A 13,017-nucleotide genomic window follows, 5' to 3' on the forward strand; every position below is an offset into this window, starting at 1 on the left:
CATTTGCTTCGGTTGTTTTTACGAAAAAACTGGGAGCAAATACATCGACAGTTTTTTTGCCATAATTCGAAAAACTTGCTAAAAACTTCTTATCTCCATTAAAAGTAATACCACCCACTTTAATGAAGTTTTGACAAAATTCTACTTTGGTATTTTCGTCGTAATCAATAGGATAGAAGTGTTTTTCATCATTGTTGTAACTATTGTTTCCAGCACCGGAAACTAATAATACATCATGCTCTTCAGCATACAAAAAAGCTTCTTTTACCCATTCAGGATTGGCGCTTAAAGTTTTGCCAAAACTCATGTTGATAATTTTTGCTCCATTATCTACTGCATATCGTATGGCTAAAGCGATGTCTTTATCATTTTCATAACCTCCGGTTGGTACAGCTATGATTGGCATTATTTTAATTTGGTCACTAAATCCATCAATACCAATATTATTCGATCTGTTAGCTCCTAGGACTCCGCTGACAATTGTACCGTGATACGTTAATTTAGCATTTTTTGATACATTGTTATTACCGTAGTGGCTGTCTTTCAAATCCATTTCATCATCACCTATCAAGGCTCTGTCGTAATATTCGGGATTATAAGTCGTTTTGTTCTTCTCTTCAATTTTTAAACTATCGCTTTTGAGTACATCATAAGTTAAGCCTAAACGAACAAGATCCCTAATAGATAATAAACTAGAAACTATTTCGGGTTCAGCTTTTCTGTTTCTCCTGTATAAGCTATCTATTCTCGGATAATTGAATGTGGATATGCCAAAACGTTGATTTATTTTTTTTAAGTTTTCTCTGTACTCTATAAGAAGATTGGCTGCATTTTTTTTAAGAAACGTAATTTCCTCTGAGTCCCCTTTTAGCATTTTTGTAGCTCTTAAATAAAGAAGAGAATCTTTTTTATTTCCGTTGAAAGTATTAAAAGAACCGTATTTCTTTTTCAACCTATTCAATACTCTTACGGGTTCAGTATTGGCATAACAAATGCTTTCCCCTTTTTTATTGCCTAAAAAATTCCATCCGTTAACATCATCAATATAACCATTTTTGTCATCATCAATTCCATTGTTTGGAACCTCACGCTTATTTACCCAAATTGCAGATTTTAAATCTTCATGATTAATATCAATATCAGTATCTATTACCGCTACAATAACTTCTTTTCCTTTTTTGTTTTTGATTAGTTCTTTATAAGCTCTAATCAAACTGGTTCCGGCTAATGTATCTTTTTCAATATCTAAATTATGCCAACGATCCCGTACTTCGACAGGAAGGGCATTTTTATAAATGACTTTTGGCATTTTAATTAGTTGATGTTTTTGTTGAGCAAAAACATTTATACCAAATAATAAAACGCAAAATATTAAAAAGATAAATTTATAGATGGATTGTCTAATCATATTGTTAAGAAAAGTGGCTCCCATTAAGAGAGCCTTAATTAAAATTATGGGCGGTCATTACTGTTATGCATACCACCTCCAGCGGTAGATGTTTTTATTGGGTCAGTACCACCTCCACTATCACCATTTCCATTGTTGTTATTTTCATCAGCTAGTCCCCCGAAAATAGCTTTTGGATTTTCTAATTTAAGCTTTAGAAAAGATGTTAGGTTTTTAGTTGTTTTTTTCATTGCTATTTGATTTTAAATTATCTGGTAAATCTATACTAATAAAAAGTGTAGTCAAAAATATTGTTCTACCAATTCATGAATTGATAGTTTTTAGTTTTTTAAATTATTGTATTTCAATTCTTTGATAAAGTTAGAAGGTTTCATGTTTGTATATGCCGTAAAGGCTCTGGTAAAGGTTTGGACACTGTTGTAACCACATATTTCGGAGAGAGCTTGTATCGTATAATTCAAAGTTTTCTTATCGGTTTCTAATTTTTCAAGGATATATTCTATCCTTAAATTATTAATGTATTGGGTAAAAGTACACTCCTTTATAACATTAATCACTTTAGACAAATAATTTGAATTTGTTTTAAATTCAGACGCGAGTATTTCAATCGTGTATTCCTTTTCTATAAATCTTAATTCTTTTTCAAATTTTTGAAGACTATCCAAAATATGTGAAACGACCGTTTCATCAATATTGTCAATAGATGCTTTTTTAGAAATTGGTTTCGTCAGTTCATGGTTTAAACTTATTTGTAATTCTCTTTCCTTTTTAAATGTTTCAAACAGTTGCTTTTGTTTCTCAATTTCTTTTTCCCTTTTTTTATGATTTAAATACAATAACACAAGCAAGGATATAATTCCGAAAAACAGTAAAACGATAATGCTTTTTAAAGAAATTTTTTCCTTTTTTAAGGATGATATTAATGTTTGCTTGGAAGAAACTACATTATGAATATCATAATTCTTAGTGATTTTATCGGTAATGTATCTATAGTTTTCATCCAGTACTTTGTCGGCTTTTATAAATTGATCCGAATAATACATTGCTTCTTTATAATTCTGATGCTTTTTGTAATAATCTATTAAATGATTATAGGCAGGTATTATGAGCAAAGCGATGTCATTTTTTGCTGTAAATATTGAATCTACTTTTTTGTAAAAAATGATTGCCTTATCATCTTGATTAAGTTTAGAATAAGATTCTCCCAGATAAAAGCAATTTTCAGCATAATTAGAAAAATCATTACTCTTTTGAAAACTGGATAAAGCACTTTTTAAGTCTATTATAGCTTTATTATACCTTTTCTTTTGAAGATGATTTTTCCCTCTCATTGAAATAAAATAGGGCAGATAAAAGTTACCAAAATTGTAATTTTTGCAAGTAATCATGCCTTTGTTGGTAAATTCTTCGGATGCGTCTATTTTATTTACCCTGTGATAGAGTTCAGCTAATCCTAAAACGTACCTTAAATAATTATCATCATTATTTTTTAGGGCATTTTCCATACATTGTTGATATATAGAAATTGCTTCGTTATTATGACCCTGCGTCTTTCTTATCATACCAATCGAATAATTAACGTTGTTCTGAAGCTGACGAGAAAGATTTGTGGTATCTTTTAGTGTAAGCAAAAAACAGTTTAATGATTCCTTAAGTCTTTTTTTATTATAAAAGATATAACCTCTGGTAGAATATAAGTAAGGCAATGCTTTAGGGTATTTTTTTTTCGCTAATGCAATAGCTGTGTCAGAGTTCTTTATTGATTTATCAAAGTCGGAGTGTATTTCTGCAAATAAATCATAGCCATAGATAATTTCTCTTATATCATTTTCCTTTTTGGCTTTCAATAAGTTTGATTGGGCGTAAATAAAAATCTGAATAAAATTGCTATTGGAATTATTGTAAATTTTCTCTCTCAAATCATCGTAACTCAGCTTTTTTAAGGAATCTGGAATTTGATTAATTTTTTGAGCAAATGAAATGTTACAAAAAAGAGAAATGATAAGTGATATAAAGATTTCTTTCCGGTGCATGTTATCCTGTTTTGTTCTAAATCTACTTATTTAAGCGATTCTAAATCCGTATTAATAATTTGTGGGAAAAATACAACAAAAAATACAGATAGCTATATGTCAAACGACTAAGTTGTTTAAAAAATAGTCAATTCCTGAATTCAAACTATCAATTCGCGAATTGATATATACTTATGTTGTATAGCTCAAATCACCCTTCTACATTTGCCTCAACAGAAATGAAATACCTACTCAATTTCTGAGCCCTTTTTCTCATAAACTCTTATTAACAAATTTTAAAAACAGGAGTAAAACTTATTCATTTCTGCCTGTAGATAAGTGAAATGATATACAAGCTAATGAAATTAAAAATGAACAAACTGAAAGCTATAATCCTAACGGTAGCTACATTGGTGTTTACATCATGTGAAAAAGATTCCTACGACGATACTTCGAATAATGGAAATCTAAAAGTTTCGAAAGTATCACTTAAAGACCCCTTGGTTCAAAAGAACACCAAGCTAATTCAAGAAGCCGAAAAGATTAAATCAAAGCAACAATCATTGTCTTCCGGTAAGATTGTGTATGATAGTATCAATGATTTTTATCTCGATGATGAGAAAGGAGTATTAATTGAAGACGAAAATGGACATAAATCTTATACTTTCAAAGTATATAGAGATAAGCCAACTGAAAAATTAGAAAATATTGTATTTAACTTGAAGGAAGACTCATCTTATGAAGCCCTTTTAACAACTTATGACTTAAATGAAATAGAAAAAGAAAAGCTCTTAAATGGTGAAACTTTCACCCCTACTGAAACGCCCGATATTAGCATAGTTGGAAAAGTAACTGACCCGGAATGTGACACAGTTATAGATCATTGTACAGCCGTTTATATGGATGGAGTGGTTTATTATGTAGTTACTTATGCTAATCCATGTCCACAAGGTTCTGGTGGTTCTGGTTCTCCTAACGGTAGTTCTGGTACAGGTAGTAATACTGGAGGTAGTAGTGGTAGCTGTTCAACAGGATACACACCATTGCCAACATTACCCACAGGAACAACACAAGGTTCATCTACAAGTGGAAGTGGTACGGTTTTGACTACACCAGTTGGAGGGGGTGGGTCATCAATTGGAAGTATGCCACTTACAGATAGACAATCGAATTTTTTGAGAGATTTAGGCTTTTTAAGAGAAGAGTTTAGTCAATTAAATGTCAATGTTGCTATGCCGGTATTAAATTACATCAATACTTGTAACGCTACTCAGTACATGTCAGCACTAAATTATTTTAGAAGTCTTAATTACATGTGGCTATCTGAGCAAACTGATTTAACCCAAGCTTCTGCTTTTCAATATTTGATTCAAAACAATTTTGCTTCTGCAAATGTGAATCTTGTGAATCAAATGGTTAATTCAACAATTGCAGATCCAAGTGCCTATGCTTCTCCAGAAGGAGTTCAAACGAATAATTTGGCTTTACAAATAACATTAAGTCTGCTTGCAACAAACAATGTTTCTAATTTTGGTAACTCAGCTGCAGATAATATTATCAAACCCCAATTAGACGCTATTGATCCGGGTTTTGGAACAGCTGGAGCTGGTTTTATGGCAAAGTATAACGCTTTAGTTATACAGGAAGCTGCAATGATAATGTTAAATGATTACCCAGATGGTCATCAATTTACAGCCTTCGAGATAGCAAATGTTCTTTTACAGGCTCAAGCTGAAGCAATTCATTTATTATTTGATATTGCAGGAATGGCTCCTGTTGTAGGCCCTATTTTTGATGCAACAAATGGGGTATGGTACACATTTAGTGGGGATTTTGTAAATGGTGGTTTGAGTTTCGCATCAGCAGTACCTTTCATTGGTGATTGGACTGCGGTTGCAAGAGTTAGCAAGCGTGTATATGTTTTTAGCAATTCAGGGAGGAAAGTTATCCTGAAAAGTTATAAATTAGTAGACGGAACTATAGTTTTTAGCAATAGGGCACAATTAAGGAAGTTGTTAAATATTACTAATAGTGCAATTCACGCACATCATATTATTCCGTATAGTTTGGTTAATAATCGATTAGTCCAAAAAGCAGCAAAGTTTGCTTCCGATGCTAAAAAGGCTTGGCACCCGAATGATATAACGAACGGTATTGCAATCCCTGCTGATTTTCATTTGAATGGACATGCAGCTTATTTAGAAATAATCAGAGAACATTTAGCTATTTTAGATACCAGGGCAGGAGATAATTTAGAATTAGCTTGGGATTACTTAACTCAATATACAGCACAGATTAAAACATTGATTGAAAACAACCCTAATTTGACATTAGGAGAAATAGCATTATTAATACGGACACCATAAGATTTATGAAATATTATAGAATACAAAATTCAATTGACCGAAAAGAAATAGGGCATTTTCTGCAAGTACAGAAAGAAGACTGGATAGGAATAACCAATACAAGTGAGGATTTTTCGGAGCAAGGTCTATTTGGAAAGGTTGAAGGTAATCCAGCCCTTCCAGTACCATACTTGTATAGAATGACTAAACCAACTAGTTTACTTGATATGACTGTTATTCCCATTAACAAATATTTGGTTGTTGATAAAGCATTCTTCGAATTCTTGAAGCCATATTTGGGAGATTTCCAATCGTGGGAGATAAAGGCTAAAAAGCAGCTCGAAGATTATGAATACCATATTGTGCATATTGATTACCCACAAAATGATTTCGTAAATTATGAGAAATCTATATTTAAATTATTTTCACACGATGAGAATTACAATAGAATAGATCTTAATCAAGAGGTGAAAATCACTAATGATGGAGACTCATTAGATAAATCAAGAGAATATTCATTAAAAGGAATAGGGATTGGATATCCTTTTTTAAAAGAAACGAAAGTAGTTTTTAATTACAGTAAAATGACAAAAGATTTATTCCGTTGCTCATTTGTTCCTTATGCAGGCTATTATGTTTCTGAAAATCTGAAAAATGAAATCGAAAAACAAGGTTTTACAGGATTAGTTTTCAAAGAGCTTGATGAAATAGACAATTTTGTTCAAGTAGAAAAAGTATAGACATTATGAAAAAGATAATTTTATTGATTTTACTTGTTTTAAGTAATCTTTCAAATGCCCAGAAAGCTATAGTTCCTAAATCCGGAACTATAGTTTTTGTCAGCAAAGACAGCATTTTTGATGAAAAGAATTATGAAAGTTCTTTAAAAGAAATTGTGGCAGAACTTAAGAAACAAGTAAAGGAAGATTTTATAAGGGAAAGTATCGCGAATGGCACACCTGAAGACACTTTAAAACTTAATCTTTTAACGGGGTATAATGATGGAATGTATGGTTTGTTGAAAGAGATGAGTAAAAGGACTTCAAAAGTTACACATGAGCATAAGGGAGATAAAATTATCAGGACTTATGAGAGTAATGGTGTAAGACAAAACAGTCTGGTTATTAATATCAACGAAAATCATGATCCGGTAATCCCAAAATTAAAAGAAGGTCAAGCTCCAAATGAACTGGTAGAAGCAACAAATGATTTTTTAAATAAATATACTTACTCAAATAATAAAATTGAATCAATTAAGGAAGACAAAAAGAAAATCAGAAAAATAAGCGGTTATGATTGCTTCAAAGTTGTGTATGTTTTTTCAGATGCTAAAAAATCAGATTCTTCTTTTATAAATGGATTTAAAACAACAAGGGAATTATGGGTTACTGATAAAATAAAATCTTCATTTCATCCAATAATTGATGATAAAGAAATTATTACTAAATATTATCCTCTAGAGGTTTTGGAATATTCAAGCATGCAAAAAGGCACCGTGACTGTTCACAAGATTGAAAAAATGGATATTAATTAAAATGACAATATGGAAATACATAATATAAATTCAATGACCCAAGCTGATTGGTTAGATATTTTTATGGGGATGATTCCTTTAATACACATCTGTGCATCGATAATTTTAACTTGTGCAATCGTCAAATTGTATTGGAAGTTGGATGAATTCCTTGAAAGGAATTGGTTAAAATAAAAAAGTTATCAATTTTTAAATAGAACTCCGAAATAAATTTCGGAGTTCTTTATTTACATCCAAAATGTTATACTTATGTTGTACTAATTTTAAATTTTAAATCGTAAACAAAACAATATCAAGATATTAAAAACATTACCATACTAAAAAGTCTTTGGTACCACTTAAATAACGACCAGTACCACCTAAATAATCATCTGTACCAGTTAAAAAGGCTTTTGATATATTTGCTATAGTTTCAAATCATAAACTTCCGGTAAAGAAATGGATTATAAAACATACGAACCAGGCACCGATTTAAATCCTTTTGTAAAATGCTATTGGACATTGGAAAGCCCCAGGGAAGTGATACCTGAGAAACAGACTATAGTGCCTGACGGTTGCCTTGAAATGATTTTTCATTATGGGGATTTATACAAACAATACATCGAAAATCAAGAAACGATTGTACAGCCAAGGTGCTTTGTAATAGGCCAACTGACAAGGCCTCTTGAAATAGAGTCAACAGGGGAAACCGGTATTTTTTCGGTACGGTTTCATCCAAACGGTTTTTTACCTTTTTCGGTTATTCCTATAAAAGAAATGGAAAATAAGGCAATCCCTTTGGAAAAGATATTTGGAAAAGAGGTTCTTGAAACAGAACAAAATGTTTTACAGTCAAATTCTGCACTGGAGAGAATAAAACACATTGAGGCATTTTTATTGCATCAGTTAACCGATGCAAAAACAATTGACCGGATTGTAAAATCAGCTATTGAAAGTATTTTTATGGCAAACGGAACTCTTTCCATTAATGAACTGTCGAAGCAAAAAAATATAAACCGGAAACAGTTGGAACGTAAATTTTCTGCAGCAATTGGATTAAGTCCCAAACAGCTTTCAAAAACAATTAGGTTACAAAACACGCTCAAAATGATGCTAAACAACAGTTTTACAAGCTTTACCGAATTAGCATATGAGAATGAATATTATGACCAGGCCCATTTTATAAAAGACTTTAAAGAATTCACCGGGTTTACACCTAAAGAGTTTTATGGAGACAATTTAAAATTATCCTCCCTTTTTTACGGGAGCGAATAATTATGTCGCATTTTTACAATTATCGCATCAAAAGCATTCCGAACTTTGCTTCAAACATAATTTATAAAAAAGATGAAAGCTAGAATAATTGTTGGTATTGTCATTATGCTTATTTCCATTGGATGGAAATCACAGCAGGAAAATAATCTGAAAAAAGCGGAATGGCTTATCGGAACCTGGAAAAATAAAACACCAAAAGGCAGCATGTTCGAAAGTTGGGTAAAAGTCAATGATTTTGAGTTTTCAGGAGAAAGCTATTTGGTAAAAAAAGACGGTTTATTCACACTCGAAACCATTAGTTTAGTACAGGAAAAGGACAGCCTTTATTATATTCCGACCGTTAAGGATCAAAACAACGGCTTACCGGTTCGCTTTGCCTTAAAAACAATTTCAGATACCAAAATACTATTTGAAAATCAGAAACATGATTTTCCTCAGGTAATTTCATATACAAAAGTCAATTCTGACTCATTAGTTGCTGAAATTTCAGGAACAAAAAACGGACAAATACGCAAGCAGACATTTCCAATGAAAAGAGTGGTTGGAAATAAATAAATTATACTTATGCCTGTGGAAAGCTTGTGTTTCTAACAAGCTTCAAAACAAATCTAATAAAAAATCCCAATCGTGACGACTGGGATTTTATTCTCATTATGATGCGGATACTAAATTATACGCATACATTTTGTAATTCCCTGGCGGCTTCAACCATAGCGATTAAAGCCTTCTTGGTTTCATCCCAGTGGCGGGTTTTCAAACCACAATCAGGATTTACCCAAAGCTGCTCAGCCGGGATTACTGATTTTGCTTTTTCCAAAAGCTGGATCATCTCCTCTTTTGAAGGTACCCTAGGCGAATGGATATCATACACTCCGGGACCGATTTCATTCGGATAATTGAAGTTGGCAAAAGCATCCAGTAACTCCATTTGCGAGCGTGAACACTCGATGGTAATCACATCGGCATCCATATCTGCTATATTTTGAATGATATCATTGAATTCAGAATAACACATATGGGTATGGATTTGCGTTTGGTCTTTTACACCGCTGGACGAAATCTTAAAGGCATTGATCGCCCATTTCAGGTAGTCCTGCCAATCGGTATTCCGTAACGGCAATCCCTCACGGATGGCAGGTTCATCAATCTGAATGATCTTAATACCCGCTTTTTCCAGATCGGTAACCTCATCACGGATCGCCAAGGCAATTTGATTACAGGTAACCGATCGGGGTTGGTCATTCCGTACAAACGACCATTGCAAAACAGTAACCGGTCCGGTAAGCATTCCTTTAACCAGACTCGTTGTCAGCGACTGGGCATACGCCGACCAATAGACCGTCATGGGAGTTGGCCGGTACACATCCCCGTAAATAATGGGCGGTTTCACACAGCGGCTGCCATAACTTTGCACCCAGCCGTTTTTAGTAAAAGAGAATCCGTCCAGTTGTTCCCCGAAATATTCCACCATATCGTTGCGTTCAAATTCGCCGTGAACCAATACATCGATACCGATTTCCTCCTGCCAGCGGATTGCTTTTTCGGTTTCCTCCTTAAGTAAAGTATCATATTCAACTGCCGTTATATCTCCTTTCTTGAATTTAGCCCTCCAGCTCCGTACCTCGGCCGTTTGCGGAAAAGAACCGATGGTAGTCGTGGGAAACAACGGAAGTCCCAATACGGTTTGCTGTGCTATTTTACGCACCGGAAAAGGATTCTCCCGTTCAGCATCCTGCTTCGTGATGGCATTTACCCGTTGTTTCACCTGCTCATTATGAATCAGCGCTGATGTTTTACGGCTTTGTGCAGCGGTTTTGTTTTCTTCGAGTTGAATCACATCATCCGCGTTCAAGACTCCGGTAGCCGAAGCCTTTAACAAAAGAACCTCGCTGATTTTCTGCTTGGCAAAAGCCAGCCATTGCTTGATTTCGGGCGACAGTGTTTTATCATTGGTTTCCAGATCGAGATCACAAGGGGAATGCAACAATGAGCAGGAAGGCGCTACCAAAATACGATCGGTACCAATTTTCCCGACAGCCCTTTTTATGAATTCCAACGATTGTTCCAAATCATTTTTCCAGATATTCCTGCCATCAATTAAACCAAGAGAGATACTAAGGGTATCAGGGACAGCATCCAGAACCTCATCCAATTGCTCCGGACAACGGACCAGATCGATATGCAAGGCACACACCGGAAGTGCTGTTGCTAAATTTAGATTATCTTTCAACCCCTCAAAATAGGTCGCGATCATGATTTTAAGTTGCGGGAATTCTTTCCGTAGAGCAGTATACACCTGCACGTATGCTTCTTTGGCCTTTTGGTTGATGTCCAACGCTAAAAACGGCTCATCAAACTGAATCCATTCGGCACCTTGGTCTTTCAACCCTTTCAGGATATCAATATAAACCGGTAACAGGTTTTTAACCAGGTCTAATTTATCAAACCCTTCCTCCTTCTCTTTTCCGAGCAACAGATATGAAACCAGTCCGATTATCACAGGCTTAGTAGTGATTCCCAATTGTTTTGCACCGGCAAACTCATTGCTGATTTTATTCGAGAACAATTTAAATTCCTGGTTTTTATAGAATTCGGGAACAATATAATGGTAATTGGTATCAAACCATTTAGTCATTTCCATGGCCGTGATGTCCAATCCGTTTTTTTGATAGCCTCTTGCCATGGCAAAGTACAAATCGAGTTCATTGTTGGATTTGTTGACCGCTATCTCGTTGTATCGTTTGGGTATTGCTCCAACGGTCAGGGACATATCCAAAATTTGGTCGTAATACGAAAAGTCATTGGACGGAATCAGTTCGATACCTGCATCCCGTTGCTGTTTCCAGTTGTGTTCCGAGATGTTCCTTCCCGTGCTGATCAGTTCTTCCACTGAAAGGTTGCCCGACCAATAGTTCTCGCAGGCTTTTTTGAGTTCTCTGTTGCTACCAATTCGCGGATAGCCAAGGTTGTGAGTTTTCATTTTCTCAACTTTTTAAATGGTTAATAATCATTGCAAAAAGTTCCCCGAATAGTTCGCAATGCAGCAGAAAAAAAGTGATGGAAGAAAATGCAGCATAAACAACGCCTTACATCCCACAGGGAATGGCTTGTGTTACATGCATCAGTCTGACCAAAAGCTTCAAATCGCGAAAGCATTGTCATCCGGAACAGGCAGGTCTCCTGACTTGTAACGGTTTTCATCATCCTTCCCATTCGCCTGGACGAGCAGTGGATATGCATGGATGAAAACTTTGGTATGTTACTTACAGTTGCGCGACAGTTCGTGATTTACACACGATTCCCTATTAATCTACAGCGAAGTAAAACCTTTTCCGTTTGATGAAATATGTAAGGAACTTTCCCTTCTGTTATGAAGTTTAAATTCGTTACAAATGTACAGATGCAGAATTTAAAACTTAACAAAAACCAAATAATAAGCAAAAACAACTTTTTAAATACAATTTAAAAGCATAATATTCTTTATGGATTCTTATTTTTACATCGTTAAAAGAAAAATATTCTATGGAAGGATTAGACGAAACCGATTTATCCCTGCTGAAAATACTGGTCAATAATTCAAATCACACGATAAAAGAACTGGCTTCGTTGGTAAACTTATCCCCTTCTCCTGTTTTTGAACGGGTTAAAAGACTGGAAAATAACGGATTTATAAAAAAGTACATCGCCATACTGGATTCTGAAAAATTCAATTTGGGTTTTGTGGTTTTCTGCAATATTAAACTCAAACAGCACGACAGGAAAATAGGCCATCAGTTTGTCCAGGATATCCTCAATATTGACGAAGTCGTGGAGTGTTATAATGTTTCGGGCGATTATGATTTTATCCTAAAAGTATATGCCAAAGACATGAAACATTACCAGGATTTTGTATTCAACAAACTGGGTTCAGTTGAAAGTATTGGGAGTACGCACAGTACTTTTGTGATGTCAGAAATAAAGAATACACATAATATTAATTTTTGAGGTACTACTTAGATGCTTGTCACTCCTGACAAAATGTTAATCTTTGTATAGAATCTTTATATTCTCGGAGAACTACATAAAAATTGTAATCTTCCAACCGGACAAAACAATACCTTTCATATAAAAAATCACTTTTCTTTATAATCAGCCTCTCATCTTTATTGCACAGGGTAAGGCTTAGATATTCACTTTCCCTGAATTTAGCAAGTCCGGCCCGCAAAATAATAACATAACTCCCGATAGCGCGGATTTGTAATCCGTGCTCACAATCTACTTCAAAACAAATCTAACAAAAAATCCCAATCATACCGACTGGGATTTTTCTCAATTTTATTCTCTTTGTGGGCACGGATTGCAAATCCGCCTTTACTTTGTCTTAGATAAAAAATGATTATCTTTTTCAAAGGAAAGCAGAGGTGAACTATCAAATCCGCCAAGCTCGTTACTTATATAGCGCAATAGTCCTCTGCCAACCCTTTG

Annotated in this window: 10 protein-coding genes and 1 riboswitch; of the genes, 6 read left to right on the forward strand and 4 right to left on the reverse strand. The window is 34.4% G+C overall.

What is annotated here, in order from left to right:
• The 3 genes from NAT51_RS19315 to NAT51_RS19325 all read right to left on the reverse strand — a co-directional run.
• Positions 1-1,432 (reverse strand): S8 family serine peptidase (locus NAT51_RS19315; RefSeq protein WP_250601705.1); only part of this gene is annotated, 1,432 nt, incomplete at its 3' end.
• Positions 1,433-1,452: 20 nt separating this feature from the next.
• Positions 1,453-1,638, reverse strand: coding sequence for a hypothetical protein (locus NAT51_RS19320; protein WP_250601707.1), 186 nt, complete (start codon positions 1,636-1,638; stop codon positions 1,453-1,455).
• 90 nt (positions 1,639-1,728) lie between these two features.
• The gene (locus NAT51_RS19325) at positions 1,729-3,441 is read right to left on the reverse strand and encodes an AraC family transcriptional regulator (protein WP_250601709.1); all 1,713 of its coding nucleotides are present in this window, start codon (positions 3,439-3,441) and stop codon (positions 1,729-1,731) included.
• 350 nt (positions 3,442-3,791) lie between these two features.
• Between NAT51_RS19325 and NAT51_RS19330 the strand changes: the two genes are divergently transcribed.
• The 5 genes from NAT51_RS19330 to NAT51_RS19350 all read left to right on the forward strand — a co-directional run bounded on the left by NAT51_RS19330 (position 3,792) and on the right by NAT51_RS19350 (position 9,108).
• Positions 3,792-5,786, forward strand: a complete 1,995-nt coding sequence (locus NAT51_RS19330; protein ID WP_250601711.1) for an AHH domain-containing protein — start codon at positions 3,792-3,794, stop codon at positions 5,784-5,786.
• Between the two features lie 5 nt (positions 5,787-5,791).
• A complete protein-coding gene (locus NAT51_RS19335; RefSeq protein WP_250601713.1) occupies positions 5,792-6,505 on the forward strand; it encodes a hypothetical protein in 714 nt (237 codons plus the stop codon).
• Positions 6,506-6,510: 5 nt separating this feature from the next.
• The gene (locus tag NAT51_RS19340; protein ID WP_250601715.1) at positions 6,511-7,299 is read left to right on the forward strand and encodes a hypothetical protein; all 789 of its coding nucleotides are present in this window, start codon (positions 6,511-6,513) and stop codon (positions 7,297-7,299) included.
• Positions 7,300-7,737: 438 nt separating this feature from the next.
• Entirely contained in the window at positions 7,738-8,553 is an 816-nt protein-coding gene (locus NAT51_RS19345; protein WP_250601717.1) for a helix-turn-helix transcriptional regulator, read from the forward strand.
• Between the two features lie 72 nt (positions 8,554-8,625).
• Positions 8,626-9,108 (forward strand): DUF6265 family protein, encoded by a 483-nt coding sequence (locus NAT51_RS19350; protein ID WP_250601719.1) that lies wholly within the window; start codon positions 8,626-8,628, stop codon positions 9,106-9,108.
• A gap of 115 nt (positions 9,109-9,223) precedes the next feature.
• Here the strand turns inward: NAT51_RS19350 and metE are convergent, their stop codons facing one another.
• Entirely contained in the window at positions 9,224-11,533 is a 2,310-nt protein-coding gene (metE, locus tag NAT51_RS19355; RefSeq protein ID WP_250601726.1) for a 5-methyltetrahydropteroyltriglutamate--homocysteine S-methyltransferase, read from the reverse strand.
• 173 nt (positions 11,534-11,706) lie between these two features.
• Positions 11,707-11,899, reverse strand: a riboswitch (cobalamin riboswitch).
• Positions 11,900-12,075: 176 nt separating this feature from the next.
• Here metE and NAT51_RS19360 point away from each other — a divergent pair.
• Positions 12,076-12,537 (forward strand): Lrp/AsnC family transcriptional regulator, encoded by a 462-nt coding sequence (locus tag NAT51_RS19360; protein ID WP_250601728.1) that lies wholly within the window; start codon positions 12,076-12,078, stop codon positions 12,535-12,537.
• Positions 12,538-13,017: the final 480 nt, after the last annotated feature.

Source organism: Flavobacterium amniphilum (assembly GCF_023634845.1).
Lineage (GTDB): Bacteria > Bacteroidota > Bacteroidia > Flavobacteriales > Flavobacteriaceae > Flavobacterium > Flavobacterium amniphilum.

What these genes read in the sequence shown, in the direction of transcription:
- NAT51_RS19330 (WP_250601711.1), top strand. Translation starts at nt 3,792, where the DNA reads ATGAACAAACTGAAAGCTATAATCCTAACGGTAGCTACATTGGTGTTT.
- NAT51_RS19335 (WP_250601713.1), top strand. Translation starts at nt 5,792, where the DNA reads ATGAAATATTATAGAATACAAAATTCAATTGACCGAAAAGAAATAGGG.
- NAT51_RS19320 (WP_250601707.1), bottom strand. Translation starts at nt 1,638, where the DNA reads ATGAAAAAAACAACTAAAAACCTAACATCTTTTCTAAAGCTTAAATTA.
- NAT51_RS19350 (WP_250601719.1), top strand. Translation starts at nt 8,626, where the DNA reads ATGAAAGCTAGAATAATTGTTGGTATTGTCATTATGCTTATTTCCATT.
- NAT51_RS19325 (WP_250601709.1), bottom strand. Translation starts at nt 3,441, where the DNA reads ATGCACCGGAAAGAAATCTTTATATCACTTATCATTTCTCTTTTTTGT.
- NAT51_RS19345 (WP_250601717.1), top strand. Translation starts at nt 7,738, where the DNA reads ATGGATTATAAAACATACGAACCAGGCACCGATTTAAATCCTTTTGTA.
- metE (WP_250601726.1), bottom strand. Translation starts at nt 11,533, where the DNA reads ATGAAAACTCACAACCTTGGCTATCCGCGAATTGGTAGCAACAGAGAA.
- NAT51_RS19340 (WP_250601715.1), top strand. Translation starts at nt 6,511, where the DNA reads ATGAAAAAGATAATTTTATTGATTTTACTTGTTTTAAGTAATCTTTCA.
- NAT51_RS19360 (WP_250601728.1), top strand. Translation starts at nt 12,076, where the DNA reads ATGGAAGGATTAGACGAAACCGATTTATCCCTGCTGAAAATACTGGTC.